Origin of the sequence: Grimontia celer, from assembly GCF_900055185.1 — a bacterium.
Lineage (GTDB): Bacteria > Pseudomonadota > Gammaproteobacteria > Enterobacterales > Vibrionaceae > Enterovibrio > Enterovibrio celer.
The window spans coordinates 58,175-73,876 of record NZ_FIZX01000007.1 but is presented as its reverse complement, the minus strand read 5'-3'; the positions used below and the strand labels follow the sequence as shown (position 1 = coordinate 73,876).

Here is a 15,702-nt window from a genome sequence, read left to right as displayed (position 1 = left end):
AAGCTCAGGATCAGCCAAACAGTAATGTCTGGCTCTCAATAGTGTCAGCAGCCTGCTCCTGTTCCGGCACCAGCATATAAGTGCCCGTGAAGGTTCCTGCCACATCATCGCCACTGTAGAAGGTCACCTCCAGTTTCACCCTTGCTTTACGGCCATTTTCAAGGCGGTCTAGATCACCGCTCAGCCCATCTAGAGATACAACAGCCCGCGGACGCTCAAGAATAGGCTGGCGATAACGAATATGGCTGTCTGCCAGTACGATGCTCGCAGACAGCTGACGCTCCTTCATTAGCAGCCACACCATGCCCCAGCCTGCCAAGGTCGCCATGCTGAACACACTGCCGGCAAACATGGAATCATGAGGATTGAGGTTGGCATTCAAGAGCGCACAAATTTCAAAGCGGTAGCCGGTAAACTGGCTGATACGAATACCCATTTTGTCGCTGATCGGAATTTGCTGTTGCCAGCGTTGCTGAAGCTCATGACACCACTCAGGACGACGCACTACATCGGACATCATATCGAGGGTCTTCAGCATTTGCTGATGGCGGACAGGGCCTCGCTCTTCACTCAGCTCACCCTGATTGACAAAACCGTTCTGACTATAAAAACCAATGGCATCTTCACGTGCATTACAGACCAACCGCTTTGCCCCTTCCTGGCGCGCGAGCGATTCCAACGTCATGAGAATGAGTGCGCCCAAACCACGCTGGCGATACTGGGGAGCCACGGCCATATAGCGAATTTGGCCGTCGTTGTCGGGGGTAAGATAGAGGCGGCCGATGGCAATCGGCTCGCCTTTGGCGTCAACAATCATGCGGTGGTGAGAGCCAACATCATAGGCGTCGCGCTCAGAGCCTTCCGGCTGACGCCATGGCTCACGAAGCATCTTCCAGCGAAAATAAAAGTACGCCTGAAGTTCATCATCCTTGGTAGGGGTGATTAGCCGAAACATCCCGTTTCTCTCCTCGTGAACCCAATTGGGTAATTAAACCTGCAGCCAGAAAGTCACCGGGCCGTCATTCACCAGGCTCACTTTCATGTCTGCTGCAAACACACCATTTTCTGTTTTGACACCGCTTTCGCGGCAATATTGCGAAAATAGCTGATAAAGGCGATCGGCTTCCGCTGGTGGCGCGCCGTTGAAACTGGGACGCATCCCTTTGTTAGTGAGAGCTGTCAGCGTGAACTGGGAAACCACCAGTACCTCTCCACCCGCCTGTTGCACGTTCATGTTCATCTTGTCGTTTTCGTCACTGAACACGCGGTAACCAAGAACCTTCTCATGCAGGCGGTGCGCTTTCTTCTCATCATCGCCTTTTTCAACACCCAGCAGCACCAACAGCCCTTTGCCAATCGCGCCGACAGTCTGACCGTCAACCACCACACTGGCTTCGCTTACTCGCTGGATAAGCGCAATCATAGCAGCTCCTTTCTTATCATCTTAATTATCAATAAGTTGTTCTGGCTCCGTCACTGGCGGAACATCCCACACCTTACGCTCACCGAGCGATGCGGTAATTTCTGCACCAATCAACACGATACACCAGCTGAGATAGACCCAAACAAACAGCAAAGGTACCACAGCCAGCGCGCCGTATATCAACTCATAAGATGGGAAATTCGTCGCATAGAAGGCAAAGCCCTTTTTGCTGAACTCAAACAGCAGCGCGGCGGATACTGCTCCCGCCGCGGCATGGGCGAGACGCACCCGGCAATTTGGCACCAAGGTATAAAGTCCCAGAAAGGCCAGTGCGGTCAGCAGGAATGGTAACCACTTCAACAGAGTTGGTGCCCAAACATCTGCACCATCGAGCTCCAGCAGATTCAGCGAGCCAAGGTAGGAACTCACACCCAAACTACTGCCCACCAGCACGGGACCCAGTGTCAGCACCATCCAGTAGATGGAAAAAGATACCACAGGCGCGCGCTTGTGTTTGATTCGCCAAATGTAATTCAGGCTCTTATCGATAGCTGAGATCAACATCAGAGCCACCACAAAAAGGAATGCCACCCCGACAGCGGTCATCTTGCCCGCGTTGGCAACAAACTCATTGAGGTATTGCTCAAGAGCATCACCGGAGGCAGGCACAAAATTATGCAGCACAAAAGAGCGGATTTGGTCACCGGCCTCAGCGAACCCAGGGATCAGCGATAATGCTGACAACACCACAGTGATCAGTGGCACCAGTGAGAGTAAAGTGACATAAGCCATATAACCGGCAGTCACTGTCAGGCGGTCATGAATAACACGACGGATGAGATGCCTTGCGAAGGCGAACAGAATTTGCCCTGCCCTGGGCAATGAATGCTTGAGTCGTTCCAATGCTTCAACCATAGTCTTTATTAAGAAAATTAATCATACACGAAGGAGTGTACCGTGCGCCTCATCTCCACCCTGCTTTTGCTCTTTACACTGGCCGGCTGTCAGTCGGCTTACTACGCCACCATGGAAAAGGTTGGTGTGCATAAGCGTGACATCATGGCCGATCGCGTTGAGGCTGCTTCCGATGCTCAGCAGGAAGCCAGCGAGCAGTTTACCAGTGCGCTTGATGCACTCACCACTCTGACCAACTTCGATGGCGGAGAGTTACAAACAATGTACGACACCATTAACGATCAGTACGAAGACAGCGAAGCAGCCGTGGAAAATGTGCGCGAGCGCATTGAAGCTGTTGAAGATGTGTCTGACGCTCTGTTCGATGAGTGGCGTGAAGAGCTTTCCCTCTATTCCAGCACTGCGCTCCGTCGCGACAGTGAGCGTAAACTCAAGGACACTGAGCGCAGCTACGGACAAATGTTGTCTGCGATGAAAAAGGCAGAGAGCAAAATGGAACCCGTTCTCGACACACTACGCGATAACACCCTTTACCTAAAGCACAACCTCAATGCCGCTGCAATTGGTGCTTTGAAAGGTGAGTTCGCGGGTTTGGAGCAAGAAATTAACCGTGCAATCAAGGATATGCAAACCGCTATTGCCGAATCGGAACGCTTCTTAGCAACCTTAAAGAACTAGAGTTCATACTCTAACTGTCTCAATGATTTTCTCGAAGTTGAAACAGACGATGTGAGACAAACTGCCGTAATGTGTGCCCAGGCAATTTAATGCCTGCATTCAACGGTATTGGTAAATCCATAAGTATTTACCGTCTCTCAACTTGGAGGAGAACACATGAGCATTATTTCTTGGATCATTCTTGGCTTACTCGCAGGTATTCTCGCGAAGTGGATCATGCCAGGAAAAGACGGTGGCGGTTTCATCATCACTACCCTGCTGGGTATTGCGGGCGCCGTGGTGGGTGGCTGGGTCAGTACGCTGCTGGGTATTGGCACCACAACCGGTCTGAGCATTGGCGGCATCGTGATGGCAACAGTGGGCGCACTTATCCTGCTGTTTGTTTATAACAAGTTCGTCAAATAACGCAGAAAAACAAAAGCGATAGAGACAAAAAAGCCTCCCAACCGGGAGGCTTTTTTACGTTCCTAAGAAGGCTTACTTGCTGCCGCGGCTTGCGCGCTTACGGTCAGTTTCTGTCAGCAGTTTCTTACGGATACGGATGCTTTCAGGGGTCACTTCTACCAGTTCGTCGTCATCGATGAACTCCAGTGCCTGCTCAAGCGTGTACTTGATTGGTGAAGTCAGCACCTGTGCGTCATCAGTACCTGATGCACGTACGTTAGTCAGCTGCTTACCTTTCAGGGCGTTAACCGTCAGGTCGTTGTCACGGCTGTGAATACCGATAACCATACCTTCGTAAACTTCAACACCATGACCGATGAACAGACGACCACGCTCCTGCAGGTTGAACAGGGCGTTAGTCAGGGCTTTACCTGCTGCGTTCGCAATCAGTACGCCGTTGTTACGCTGGCCGATGTTACCGCCTTTGTGTGGACCGTAGTGGTCGTAGGTGTGGTACATCAGACCTGAACCAGAAGTCAGGGTCATGAACTCTGTCTGGAAACCAATCAGGCCACGAGATGGCATGATGAAGTCCATACGTACACGGCCTTTACCATCTGGAGACATGTCTTTCAGCTCACCTTTACGCAGGCCGATCTTCTCCATGATGCCGCCCTGGTGCTCTTCCTGAACGTCGATGGTCACGGTCTCAAACGGTTCCATCAGCTGGCCATCTTCTTCTTTCAGAATAACTTCTGGACGAGATACAGCAAGCTCGAAGCCTTCACGACGCATGTTTTCGATCAGGATAGACAGGTGCAGTTCACCACGACCTGAAACGCGGAATTTATCCGGGTCTTCAGTTTCTTCAACGCGCAGTGCAACGTTGTGAACCAGTTCTTTCTGCAGACGCTCAAGGATGTTACGTGAAGTCACGAACTTACCTTCTTTACCTGCAAAAGGAGAGGTATTCACCTGAAAAGTCATGGTCACAGTTGGTTCGTCAACAGACAGCGCTGGCAGCGCTTCAACCGCGTTCACGTCACAGATAGTGTCAGAGATTTTCAGCTCACCCAGACCTGTGATTGCAATGATGTCGCCAGCTGCTGCAGATGCAACGTCATGACGCTCAAGGCCCAGGTAACCCAGTACAGTACCGACTTTACCGTTACGGGTTTTACCGTCAGCACCTACGATGGTCACTTGCTGGTTAGGTTTTACAGAACCACGGGTCACACGGCCAACACCGATAACACCAACGTAAGAGCTGTAGTCCAGCTGAGAGATCTGCATTTGCAGAGAGCCGTCAGTATCAACTTCTGGCGCTGAAACGTTGTCAACGATTGCCTGGAACAGTGGTTCCATGTTCTCGCCGGTTTCGCCTTCTTCCAGGGTCGCCCAACCGTTCAGTGCTGATGCGTAAACCACTTGGAAGTCCAGCTGCTCGTCAGTAGCACCCAGGTTGTCGAACAGGTCAAATACCTGATCCATTACCCAGTCAGGACGCGCGCCAGGACGGTCGATTTTGTTGATAACAACGATTGGCTTCAGACCGTGTGCAAACGCTTTTTGCGTTACGAAGCGAGTTTGTGGCATTGGGCCATCAACTGCATCAACGATCAGAAGTACAGAGTCAACCATCGACATGATACGTTCCACTTCACCACCGAAGTCGGCGTGTCCTGGGGTATCTACGATGTTGATGCGGTAATCATTCCAGTTAATAGCGGTGTTCTTCGCCAGAATGGTAATGCCACGCTCTTTCTCGATGTCGTTCGAGTCCATGACGCGTTCTTCGTGCTCGCCACGGGTTTCCAGGGTGCCAGACTGCTGAAGCAGTTTGTCAACCAGGGTGGTTTTACCGTGGTCAACGTGCGCGATGATCGCGATGTTTCTTAGTTTATCTATCTGTAAAGTAGACATGGGTTCTCTTTCACTCAAAAAAGATGTGCCGCCAAAAGCTCCGGCTTTGCCGAAAGCGCTCACCGCCACTGATTAAAAATCCGGCCGTAATTTACCAGATTTTTATTGAAAACCCACGAAATATGTGACTCAGGATCAATTTATATTCGTTCTGCCTTGTTACCGACACAAAAACCTCATTAAGAAAGCCTGTCTCTATCCCTTATACCGCACTGTCTGCAGACGATTAGTGCGCTACATTTGGGCAACATATTGAGCGAATGCGATGCATCGATTTATTCCCTTTCTTATTGCACTGTAAATGGACAGATTTCGATCCACCTCACAGCTCCAACATTGTCTTTTCCTTCCATCCGCTCAGTCGTTGACAACCAACCCGAACCGCTGCTGAATGAATCAGTTGGCACGCAATCCTTCCCATTGCACCATATTGGTGCGGACGCGCACCAAAATTGATCGATGTAACGCACTTTTTTAAGTCATTATCGTGTAAATACTGGTAATGACAGGGATTTCAAACTTGGCACACTTTTAGCTTTAGTGGAGCCAGACCAACTTTTTGGTGGAGCGCATAGAAGCAACTTCACCAAGTTAGAGAACAATGACACCGGAGGTTTATTCACATGTCAGTAGAAAACGTACTCGCCTTAATCCAAGAGCACGAAGTTAAGTTTGTTGACCTGCGCTTCACCGATACCAAAGGTAAAGAGCAGCACATCTCAATCCCAGCACACCAGATCGACGCGGACTTCTTCGAAGAAGGTAAAATGTTCGACGGTTCTTCTGTTGCAGGTTGGAAAGGCATTAACGAGTCAGACATGGTGATGATGCCTGACGCGTCTTCAGCAGTACTTGACCCATTCACGGAAGACGCAACGCTGAACGTACGTTGTGACATTCTTGAGCCAGCAACTATGCAAGGCTACGACCGTGACCCACGTTCTATCGCAAAACGCGCTGAAGACTACATGCGCTCTACCGGTATCGCAGACACTGTTCTTATCGGTCCTGAGCCAGAATTCTTCCTGTTTGACGATGTGAAATTCGCGACTGACATGTCAGGTTCTTTCTTCAAGATTGACGACGTAGAAGCAGCATGGAACACAGGTTCTGATTTCGAAGGCGGTAACAAAGGTCACCGTCCAGGCGTTAAAGGCGGTTACTTCCCAGTAGCACCAGTTGATTCATCTCAAGACATCCGTTCAGCAATGTGTCTGGTTATGGAAGAGATGGGTCTGGTTGTTGAAGCACACCACCACGAAGTAGCAACTGCAGGCCAGAACGAAATCGCAACGCGTTTCAACACCCTGACCAGCAAAGCGGATGAAATCCAAATCTACAAGTACGTTGTTCACAACGTAGCACACGCATTTGGTAAGACTGCGACCTTCATGCCTAAGCCACTGGTTGGCGATAACGGTTCAGGTATGCACGTTCACCAATCTCTGGCGAAAGACGGTCAAAACCTCTTCGCTGGCGACAAGTACGGCGGCCTGTCTGAAACTGCTCTGTACTACATCGGCGGTATCATCAAGCACGCTCGCGCAATCAACGCATTCGCGAACGCGTCTACCAACTCATACAAGCGTCTGGTTCCAGGCTTCGAAGCTCCTGTTATGCTGGCATACTCTGCACGTAACCGTTCTGCTTCTATCCGTATCCCAGTGGTACCAAGCCCGAAAGCACGTCGTATCGAAGTTCGCTTCGGCGATCCATCTGCTAACCCGTACCTGGCGTTCGCAGCAATGCTGATGGCTGGTCTTGACGGTATTAAGAACAAGATCCACCCTGGCGATGCAATGGATAAAGACCTGTACGACCTGCCAGCAGAAGAAGCAGCAGAAATCCCAACTGTTGCTGAGTCTCTGCAGCAAGCTCTGCAAGCACTGAGCGACGACCGTGAGTTCCTGACTTCAGGCGGCGTATTCTCTGACGACTTCATCGATTCTTACATCGCTCTGAAATCTCAGGACGTTGAGAAGGTGAACATGACCACTCACCCACTGGAATTCGAACTGTACTACTCAGTGTAATTCAACGAATTTCATACCAAATCGAAGGGCTCGCTCACAGGCGGGCCCTTTTTTTATTGTCTGGATTTCTCCCCATCGCAAAATAGGTTTGTTGGCACCTCGCCAGAAAACTCAAGGAATTCATGATGCGTATAATCGGCATGCTCCTTTTTGGTGCACTGTCTGTGTCCGCCGGCGCGGGTGAGTATTACCGCTGGGTTGATGAAAATGGCACTTTGCATTTCAGCGACTCTCCACCTTCAGTCGGCCTCGAGCTTGAAGTCGAACTAGGCACTATCCCTTTACCCTCTCAAGGCTCATCCAATGTGGTATCGCCAACCTCTCCGGAAGCGCCACCTACGCCAGAAGCCCCGGAAGCGCCGCCACTGGCCAGCTCAATTTCCCTGCTCTCTCCGGGCGACGAGGCCACCATCCGCAGTAACGAAGGTAACATCACCCTGAATATTTCCACCGATCTTCCGCTTGGGAAAAACCAATCCGTCCGTGCTGTGGTTGATGGAAAAAAACAGCCTGCCTCAAAAGGTGCATCTCTCACCTTAACGAATGTCGATCGGGGTACCCACACCATAAAGGTGCAGCTACTACAAGATGGCAAGGTAATTGCAGCATCCCATTCAATAACCGTGTATCTGCATCGGGCATCCAAGAAGAAAGTACTGCCTCCCGGCAAGCCAAGCCCCAGATAACACAGGTTAAGACGCTATTTGGCAGCGCTGCTGTAGAAAGCGGTTTTTCTTCGCTGCACAACAACGCACTATCGAGTAAACTGGATTGCACCAATATGGTGCAATCAAAAAGGAAGGTAATGTGGCCACGCTGACCGAAACTGTCATGGATAACCTGATCACTGCGGTGTTGGTGCTCGATAACGATCTTGTTGTCACCTACGCCAACCCTGCAGCAGAACAACTGCTCTGCCTGAGTGCACGTCGCTTGCTAGAGCATCCCCTTCCTGATCTGTTGCAACACTGTTCAATCGACCTCAGCCTGGTTAAGGAAACGCTTTCTGGCGGTCAAGGACTCACTGACAGCGATGTCACCATCGTCGTGGATGGTCATCAGCGCAAAGTGGAGTTGAGTGCCAGCCCTTTGATGTGGGCGCGCAGTCCATCCATGCTGATTGAAATCAAAGCCATTGGCCATCAACAGCAAATCAGTAAAGAGTTGCAGCAGCAGGCACAACAACAGGCAGCTAAAGAGTTGGTGCGTGGCCTAGCTCATGAAATTAAAAACCCGCTCGGTGGCCTTCGAGGTGCGGCGCAGCTTTTGGAGAAAATGCTGCCTGATCCAAGCCTTGGGGAATATACCCGCATCATTATCGAGCAGGCCGATAGACTTCGGAATTTGGTGGACAGGTTACTGGGGCCACAAAAGCCCGGTCACCGCCAGCAAGAGAACATTCACGTGGTGCTTGAGAAAGTTCGCCAACTGGTCGAGCTCAGCGCAGGCAAGGTCAATCTTGAGCGTGACTATGACCCGAGCTTACCCGATATAGAAATGGACCCTGAACAGATGGAGCAGGCCATTCTCAACGTGGTGAACAATGCGGCGCAAATTATGGGAGACAGTCCAAATGCCGAAATCACCCTCCGCACCCGCACTGAACATCAAGTCGTGATTGGCGGGAAGCGCCACCGTTTGGCTGCACGTATAGATATTTCTGACAATGGTCCTGGCATCGCCCCTGAGCTCCAGGACACCTTGTTTTATCCCATGGTGTCAGGGCGCCCCGGAGGCACAGGGCTTGGACTTTCCATTACCCGAAACCTCATAGATCAGCATAAAGGCAAGATTTACGTTAATAGCTGGCCGGGACACACCACTTTCACCATTTTGTTACCAATTCGTCGCTAAGGGGAGAATATGAGCAAAGGACTAATCTGGGTCGTCGATGACGACAGCTCAATCCGCTGGGTACTGGAACGCACCCTGAGCGCAGCCGGGCTTGCTTGTGAAACTTTCGCCGACGCTGACAGCGTGCTGGATGCATTAAACCGGGAAGTCCCGGATGTTCTTGTCTCTGATATCCGCATGCCTGGCACCGACGGCTTCACCCTGCTAAACCGTCTGCAATCTGAATACCCGACACTGCCGGTCATCATCATGACGGCACATTCTGATCTGGACGCTGCGGTGAGCGCCTATCAGAAAGGAGCATTTGAATACCTGCCAAAGCCGTTTGATATTGATGAAGCCGTTGCTTTGGTTGAGCGCGCCGTCTCTCACAGCCAAGAGCAGAAGCGCCAGCGCTCACCCAAGGAAACGATGGAAGCTGCACCGGAAATTATTGGTGAAGCGCCCTCGATGCAGGAAGTTTTCCGCGCCATCGGTCGCCTTTCCCGTTCATCGATTTCCGTATTGATCAACGGCGAGTCAGGTACGGGTAAAGAGCTGGTTGCCCATGCTCTTCACCGCCACAGCCCACGCGCATCAAACTCTTTTATCGCGCTTAACATGGCGGCCATCCCTAAAGACTTGATTGAATCAGAACTGTTTGGTCACGAGAAAGGGGCCTTTACCGGCGCCAACAATGTCCGTCAGGGTCGCTTTGAGCAAGCCAATGGCGGCACCCTGTTTCTGGATGAAATCGGTGATATGCCGCTGGATATCCAAACCCGTTTGCTGCGCGTGCTGGCCGATGGGCAGTTTTATCGTGTCGGCGGCCATCAGGCCATTAATGTGGATGTCCGCATCATTGCAGCAACCCACCAAAACCTTGAAAGGTTGGTGGCTGAAGGCAGTTTTCGTGAAGACTTGTTCCACCGCCTGAACGTGATTCGTGTTCACCTGCCGCCACTTCGTGAGCGTCGTCAGGACATCGGTCAACTCGCCAAACACTTTCTCAAACGCGCTTCTGATGAGCTCGATATCGAAGTCAAATCACTGCACCCGACCACACTGGATTTAATGTCAGGTCTTTCCTGGCCAGGTAACGTACGCCAGCTTGAAAACACCTGTCGCTGGCTGACAGTGATGGCGAGCGGTAAAGAAATTTTGCCCGAAGACTTACCACCAGAGCTGATGCAGCCTGAATCAATGGAAAGTACCGGCGAAGGTGACAGCTGGCAGGCCGCGCTATCCCAATGGGCTCGTCTGTCGCTGGATAACGGTGATGACAACCTGCTCCGTGAAGCCTTGCCTGAATTTGAACGTATCTTGCTGCGTGAAGCACTCAGCCACACCCGGGGGCACAAGCAGGAAGCAGCAAAACTGCTTGGTTGGGGACGTAACACCCTGACCCGTAAGCTCAAAGAGCTTCAAATGCCATAAACTCAAATTGGTTCACTATTTAAACAAATTTGGTAAACAATCTTTTCAAAACCGCCTATTTAGGCGGTTTCCTTTCCCAGCCCTACTGACGACCTTGTATTTAGTCCTTATACTTGCCAAAAGTTGATTTAAGGATATTCACATGATCGCAACCCACCTTCCTCTGACGGATCTGCACCGTCACCTTGATGGCAATATTCGTATTAACACCATTCTGGAACTGGGTCAGAAGTTCGGCATGACGCTTCCTGCTGACACTATCGACGCACTCCGCCCGCACGTTCAGGTAATGTCTAACGAGCCGGATTTGGTTGGTTTCCTGTCCAAGCTGGATTGGGGCGTGGCTGTACTTGGCGATCTGGATGCGGTCCGCCGTGTTGCCTATGAAAACGTCGAAGATGCCCTGAATGCGCGCATTGACTATGCAGAGCTGCGCTTCTCGCCTTACTACATGGCGATGAAACACCAACTGCCAGTTCAAGGTGTGGTGGAGGCAGTGATTGATGGTGTTCAGGCTGGTAGCCGTGACTTCGGCGTGAAAACCAACCTGATTGGTATCATGAGCCGTACTTTTGGTGTGGAAGCCTGCATGCAGGAGCTGGATGCGTTGTTGGCACTGAAAGAACACCTGGTTGCTATCGATTTGGCCGGTGACGAGCTGGGCCAACCGGGTCACCAGTTCAACGACCACTTTGCCAAAGTCCGCAAAGCTAACCTGAATGTGACTGTGCACGCTGGCGAAGCGGCAGGGGCGGAAAGCATGTGGCAGGCAATCAATGAGCTGGGCGCAACCCGTATCGGCCACGGCGTGAAAGCCATCGAAGATCCATCTTTGATGGAGTTTCTGGCGAAGAACCGTATCGGTATTGAGTCTTGCCTGACCTCTAACGTGCAAACCAGCACCGTGGCTTCATTGGAAGCACACCCAGTGAAACAATTCCTGGCACATGGCATTCTGGCAACGTTGAACACCGATGACCCTGCAGTATCAGGTATCGAGTTGCCTTACGAGTACGAAGTGGCCGCACCGCAGGCGGGTCTGAGCGAAGCGCAAATCACTCAGCTTCAAGCGAACGGCATGGAAATCGCGTTCCTGTCTGATAGCGAAAAAGCGGAGCTGAAAGCCAAAGCGGTATCGCGCGGTTAATCCGGTTTAACTGAAAAATATCCTGAAAACACCGGCAAAAGCCGGTGTTTTTTTGTTCAAAACTCAAGTAGAATGCCGCCGAATTTTAAGCAACCAAGGTCAATGCAAAGCCTTTGCTTTGATAATCCCCTTGGTTGAAAACCCATATTTACGCCGGATGAGAAGTATCATGTTCGACGCACTGTTTACCGCAAATGAAATTGTTGCTGCTGGCCCAGGTCAACTGGCAGCGGCAGCTCTGGCTGTGGTGCTGGCTATTTTCAGCATCGGCAGCGGCGTATAACGCCCCATCAACAGCCAACAAAAAAGCCGCTATCAGCGGCTTTTTTCGTTTCTTGTGGCGTTAGACAGTATTAAATCACACGGGAAAACTGCTGCTGACGCGCTCTGTCACGCAAGTAAGTGTCGAAGCACATGCAGATGTTGCGAATCAGCAGGCGCCCTTTCAGTGTTACTTTGACGCTATCTGCATCAACGGTTACCAGCTCGTCATCGACAAAGCACTGCAGTAAATCCAAATCTTCCGCAAAGTGGGTGTCGAAGGAAACATCGAACTCACGTTCAATCGCACGTTTGTCCAGGGTGAAGTTGCAGATAAGCGATTTGATGACTTCGCGGCGAAGCAAGTCATCACCATCCAGCATCACGCCTTTCCACAACGCATGGCGTTGCTCGTCGACCTGACCGTAATATTTCTTCAGCTCTTTCTGGTTCTGTGCATAGCAATCACCAATCATGGAAATCGCTGACACACCTAAGCCCAGCAGATCGCAATCACCTTGGGTGGTATAACCCTGGAAGTTTCTGTGGAGGACGCCTTCACGCTGCGCTACCGCCAGTTCATCATTCGGTAAGGCAAAGTGGTCCATACCGATAAACTGGTAGCCTGCACCAGTCAGGGTGCTGATGGTTTGCTCCAGCATCGCCAGTTTTTCCTGTGGCGATGGCAGGTCGTCTTCTTTGATTTTCCGCTGCGCGGCAAACAGTTGTGGCAAATGCGCATAGTTGAAGACCGACAGACGGCCCGGCTGCATGGTCAGTACCTGCTCTAATGTCTTAGCAAAGGTTGCACTATCTTGGTGCGGGAGGCCATAAATCAGATCCAGGTTGGTCGAGCGAAAACCCAATTCTTTGGCACGCACCACCATGGCTTTGATGAAGTCTTCATCCTGCTCACGGTTCACCGCTTTCTGAACTGTCTTATCGAAATCCTGCACGCCGATACTTAGACGGTTGAAGCCTTCAGAGCGCAGGTGGTCGAGCATGTCGAGTTCAATCTCACGCGGATCCACTTCGATACTGATTTCTGCATCGGCATTGAGGCGAAACTCTTCACGCAGCAGGGACATCAGACGGGAGATCTGCTCCTTGGTCAAGAAGGTTGGCGTGCCGCCGCCCCAGTGCAGTTGTGTCACGTTGCGATCGCGAAGCAAGTAAGCGCGTTGACGGATTTCCAGTTCCAGCGCATCAAGATACTGATCCGCTTTGTGCGCATGACGGGTGATCACCTTGTTACAACCACAGTAGTAACAAAGGGTGTGGCAGAACGGGATATGCACGTATAACGACAGATTGCGATCCGGGTATTGGGTACACGCCATATCAAACTCAGCCGCCGTGAAAACCTCATGGAATTCCAGTGCGGTTGGGTAAGAGGTGTATCGCGGCCCTGAGTAGTTATACTTCTCGATCAGTGCCTGATCCCAGATAATTTGCTGCTTAGACATGTATGTTCCCGCCAAAATGAACAACCGGAAAGTGTAAGTTGGCTAATTCTGCCACACTCTCCGGCTGCTAAGAATTGTTCCCGCACAAGGAACGGGAAAATTGTTGGTCAGATCGTACCTTTAAGGGTAAGTCGTTAACTCGCCAAAGTACGCACTGGCGTCATTTTCGCACCAGTGAATGCAAGGATTTCTTCAAGCTCAGTATGAATGGCCTGCTGCAGTCGGGATTCCGCCTTCATGCGCTCCATGTCGTGGCGCATACGTTCACGCTTTTCGATCTTCTTACGCGCATCGCCGCGTGGCATGTCTTTGACCACATCATACAGCTCGTAAAGTGCGGGGAAGCGCTCTGGGAACTCTACACGCTTCTCTCCCTGCAGGTGGTCCATGATCATGTAAAGGCGGATAGCCGCTTCTGACAGGTCGCACTGCTCTTGCAGTGTCGCCATGGCAATCACATCTACACTCTCAATGATTTTCTCGTTGCGTTGTTTAATCGCGGCGTTCATCGCCTTTTCCTGCATTTTGGTTTGATGGCGAAGTTTCGACAACAACCAACCTGCATAAACAGCCAAACCGAGAATGATGGCACCACCAAGTGCCACAACACCTATAGGAAGAATTTCCAACACTTACTCCTGGTCAAATTTGAAGTTTTCAAACTCCGCCAGCAAATCGTCATCGCCGCGGCGTTTGTTTTTCTTCGGTGCTTCTTCCGCTTCAGGCTCGTCCTCTTCGAACAGACCCAATTGCTTCATTAGCACCTCGATGCGATCCAGCTTCTCATCAACATATTGCTGAAGGCCTGCGCCCAAACTGTCACCTTTTTCAATACGGTCGAGAAGCACATTTAGTTGCGCATCATTTTCCAACATTTCCAATTCCTGCTCAGCGCTCAGGCGACGGGCCTTCTTCGCTTCTGCAGATTTTGGATGTGGTTTGGCTTCTACCACCAACTGGATAGGCTTTTTGCTGCCCAGACGCGGGTCGCGTTGTGCCTGCGCCTGACGCTGTTGCGCGGCTTTGCCTTCCGAGTGGCGTGAGCCAGACTTCAGACCTTTGCGCTTGCTCTTACGCTTGCGTGCCAGCGCAGCAATGTCTTCTTTGGTCAGCGACTTCTCGCTGTATTGCGCAGGACCTTCAGAGCCAACTTTGCGGGCTTTTTTCTTGCGGGTCATTCGTTTTTCTTCCTCAGTAAAATTACGTCGTTACCAACAAAGTCCACGTCAAGACCATCACGCTCGGCCAAAAAGCGGAACGTTTCGCGACTGAAAAAACTCACGTGGGTTGGGTCATTTTTGTAATGCCAGCTTTTGAAAGCTGGAGCATCAATAACGAGCTTGGTCATAATGGCTAACCAGCCTCCCGGCTTGACCAAGCTCAGCAATTGTCTCCATTCCCTGTGAGGCATATAAAAGTGTTCAATGGCTTCTGTACAGGTCACGAAATCATACGTAGCGTCCAACACACTGAGGTTGGGCGCAAAATACGGATCGTAAACAGCCATTTGGTGTCCGGCTTCTTCAAGCATGGCGGCTAAAGCCGGACCGGGACCACATCCAAAGTCTAAGCCTTGCTTGGCGCCCTCACCCATTTTTTCCATAAGCGGTGTCGCGAGACGGCTTAGGAAACGTCGATAGCCTTCATCTTCCACGACATTTTCATGTTTGTCGTAAACGGCTTTTTCTTCCTCCGGTGATAACAGGCACTCAGGGTCTGCAAAGACCAGATAGCATTCCTGACAACGGAAGTAACGGCGACGTCTATCCTGCTCGAAATCGGCTATATCAGCAGATTTACATAGAGGGCATTCAAGGGACATGGGGATTTCTACACCAAATTGAATGGCGGGAAATGTAGCAGAAAGTTGAATAAGAAAAAAGCGACAGGCAAAGCCTGTCGCTCTATAGCGTTCTAATGAACGGATTTACCGTTTTCATCCCTAACAGTAACACCACATCCCGGTGAATAAGAGTCCTTCTAAGCGCGGGCGTCCTGCCATTTTTATTTGAGTTATTACTCGCAACGTCCTGTCGTCATCACCATCCTGGTGTGTGTCCTAACCATTCGTCCTGAAGGTGGTCCATGCTGAGTGTGAATCCTTCACACTTCTGAATGCCATCCTGACAACATAACGTCCTGGTCTCTGAGGCTTTCCTAAGCCAAAGTCCGTTTGAATCCTTGCCGCAGCCCTGCGAAATC

General features: G+C 51.0%; 15 protein-coding genes. 7 read left to right on the top strand and 8 right to left on the bottom strand.

Going from position 1 to position 15,702, the window contains the following annotated elements; all coding sequences use genetic code 11:
- Positions 1–10: 10 nt before the first annotated feature.
- From GCE9029_RS23465 to GCE9029_RS23455, 3 genes are read right to left on the bottom strand one after another with little or no spacing between them, the layout of a single operon-like run.
- Complete coding sequence (locus GCE9029_RS23465; RefSeq protein WP_062667444.1) at positions 11–955, bottom strand: bifunctional GNAT family N-acetyltransferase/hotdog fold thioesterase; 945 nt, start codon at positions 953–955, stop codon at positions 11–13.
- Between the two features lie 33 nt (positions 956–988).
- Entirely contained in the window at positions 989–1,423 is a 435-nt protein-coding gene (gene dtd, locus GCE9029_RS23460; protein ID WP_062667442.1) for a D-aminoacyl-tRNA deacylase, read from the bottom strand.
- A gap of 21 nt (positions 1,424–1,444) precedes the next feature.
- The gene (locus GCE9029_RS23455; RefSeq protein ID WP_062667440.1) at positions 1,445–2,338 is read right to left on the bottom strand and encodes a virulence factor BrkB family protein; all 894 of its coding nucleotides are present in this window, start codon (positions 2,336–2,338) and stop codon (positions 1,445–1,447) included.
- A gap of 42 nt (positions 2,339–2,380) precedes the next feature.
- Between GCE9029_RS23455 and GCE9029_RS23450 the strand changes: the two genes are divergently transcribed.
- Positions 2,381–3,016, top strand: coding sequence for a DUF2959 domain-containing protein (locus GCE9029_RS23450; RefSeq protein ID WP_062667438.1), 636 nt, complete (start codon positions 2,381–2,383; stop codon positions 3,014–3,016).
- 156 nt (positions 3,017–3,172) lie between these two features.
- Positions 3,173–3,421 carry a GlsB/YeaQ/YmgE family stress response membrane protein gene (locus GCE9029_RS23445; protein WP_002539716.1) on the top strand — a complete coding sequence of 83 codons (249 nt, stop codon included), beginning with the start codon at positions 3,173–3,175 and terminating at the stop codon, positions 3,419–3,421.
- A gap of 72 nt (positions 3,422–3,493) precedes the next feature.
- On the opposite strand, the gene typA is transcribed toward GCE9029_RS23445, so the two are convergent.
- Positions 3,494–5,323 carry a translational GTPase TypA gene (gene typA, locus GCE9029_RS23440; RefSeq protein ID WP_002539714.1) on the bottom strand — a complete coding sequence of 610 codons (1,830 nt, stop codon included), beginning with the start codon at positions 5,321–5,323 and terminating at the stop codon, positions 3,494–3,496.
- 623 nt (positions 5,324–5,946) lie between these two features.
- Here typA and glnA point away from each other — a divergent pair.
- The 5 genes from glnA (at position 5,947) to add (ending at position 11,773) form a co-directional block, all read left to right on the top strand.
- Positions 5,947–7,356 carry a glutamate--ammonia ligase gene (glnA, locus tag GCE9029_RS23435; protein ID WP_002539711.1) on the top strand — a complete coding sequence of 470 codons (1,410 nt, stop codon included), beginning with the start codon at positions 5,947–5,949 and terminating at the stop codon, positions 7,354–7,356.
- Between the two features lie 122 nt (positions 7,357–7,478).
- The gene (locus GCE9029_RS23430; protein WP_062667436.1) at positions 7,479–8,042 is read left to right on the top strand and encodes a DUF4124 domain-containing protein; all 564 of its coding nucleotides are present in this window, start codon (positions 7,479–7,481) and stop codon (positions 8,040–8,042) included.
- Positions 8,043–8,163: 121 nt separating this feature from the next.
- Positions 8,164–9,210 (top strand): nitrogen regulation protein NR(II), encoded by a 1,047-nt coding sequence (gene glnL / locus GCE9029_RS23425; RefSeq protein ID WP_062667434.1) that lies wholly within the window; start codon positions 8,164–8,166, stop codon positions 9,208–9,210.
- Between the two features lie 9 nt (positions 9,211–9,219).
- Positions 9,220–10,626: a nitrogen regulation protein NR(I) gene (gene glnG, locus GCE9029_RS23420; RefSeq protein ID WP_002539706.1), complete on the top strand. Its 1,407-nt coding sequence runs from the start codon at positions 9,220–9,222 to the stop codon at positions 10,624–10,626.
- A gap of 142 nt (positions 10,627–10,768) precedes the next feature.
- Positions 10,769–11,773 (top strand): adenosine deaminase, encoded by a 1,005-nt coding sequence (add, locus tag GCE9029_RS23415; protein WP_062667432.1) that lies wholly within the window; start codon positions 10,769–10,771, stop codon positions 11,771–11,773.
- A 353-nt stretch (positions 11,774–12,126) separates the two neighbouring features.
- Here add and hemN read toward each other — a convergent pair whose 3' ends face one another.
- The 4 genes from hemN to GCE9029_RS23395 form a co-directional block, all read right to left on the bottom strand.
- Positions 12,127–13,500 carry an oxygen-independent coproporphyrinogen III oxidase gene (gene hemN / locus GCE9029_RS23410; protein WP_062667430.1) on the bottom strand — a complete coding sequence of 458 codons (1,374 nt, stop codon included), beginning with the start codon at positions 13,498–13,500 and terminating at the stop codon, positions 12,127–12,129.
- 134 nt (positions 13,501–13,634) lie between these two features.
- Complete coding sequence (locus GCE9029_RS23405) at positions 13,635–14,132, bottom strand: DUF2489 domain-containing protein (protein ID WP_062667428.1); 498 nt, start codon at positions 14,130–14,132, stop codon at positions 13,635–13,637.
- Positions 14,133–14,678, bottom strand: a complete 546-nt coding sequence (gene yihI / locus GCE9029_RS23400) for a Der GTPase-activating protein YihI (protein ID WP_062667426.1) — start codon at positions 14,676–14,678, stop codon at positions 14,133–14,135.
- A complete protein-coding gene (locus GCE9029_RS23395) occupies positions 14,675–15,322 on the bottom strand; it encodes a class I SAM-dependent methyltransferase (protein WP_062667424.1) in 648 nt (215 codons plus the stop codon). Before GCE9029_RS23395 ends, yihI begins: the two co-directional genes overlap by 4 nt.
- Between the last annotated feature and the right edge of the window lie 380 nt (positions 15,323–15,702).

Excerpts from the sequence above, each read along its gene's own strand:
- GCE9029_RS23465 (WP_062667444.1), bottom strand. The coding sequence starts at position 955 with ATGTTTCGGCTAATCACCCCTACCAAGGATGATGAACTTCAGGCGTAC.
- dtd (WP_062667442.1), bottom strand. The coding sequence starts at position 1,423 with ATGATTGCGCTTATCCAGCGAGTAAGCGAAGCCAGTGTGGTGGTTGAC.
- GCE9029_RS23455 (WP_062667440.1), bottom strand. The coding sequence starts at position 2,338 with ATGGTTGAAGCATTGGAACGACTCAAGCATTCATTGCCCAGGGCAGGG.
- GCE9029_RS23445 (WP_002539716.1), top strand. The coding sequence starts at position 3,173 with ATGAGCATTATTTCTTGGATCATTCTTGGCTTACTCGCAGGTATTCTC.
- typA (WP_002539714.1), bottom strand. The coding sequence starts at position 5,323 with ATGTCTACTTTACAGATAGATAAACTAAGAAACATCGCGATCATCGCG.
- glnA (WP_002539711.1), top strand. The coding sequence starts at position 5,947 with ATGTCAGTAGAAAACGTACTCGCCTTAATCCAAGAGCACGAAGTTAAG.
- GCE9029_RS23430 (WP_062667436.1), top strand. The coding sequence starts at position 7,479 with ATGATGCGTATAATCGGCATGCTCCTTTTTGGTGCACTGTCTGTGTCC.
- glnG (WP_002539706.1), top strand. The coding sequence starts at position 9,220 with ATGAGCAAAGGACTAATCTGGGTCGTCGATGACGACAGCTCAATCCGC.
- add (WP_062667432.1), top strand. The coding sequence starts at position 10,769 with ATGATCGCAACCCACCTTCCTCTGACGGATCTGCACCGTCACCTTGAT.
- hemN (WP_062667430.1), bottom strand. The coding sequence starts at position 13,500 with ATGTCTAAGCAGCAAATTATCTGGGATCAGGCACTGATCGAGAAGTAT.
- yihI (WP_062667426.1), bottom strand. The coding sequence starts at position 14,678 with ATGACCCGCAAGAAAAAAGCCCGCAAAGTTGGCTCTGAAGGTCCTGCG.
- GCE9029_RS23395 (WP_062667424.1), bottom strand. The coding sequence starts at position 15,322 with ATGTCCCTTGAATGCCCTCTATGTAAATCTGCTGATATAGCCGATTTC.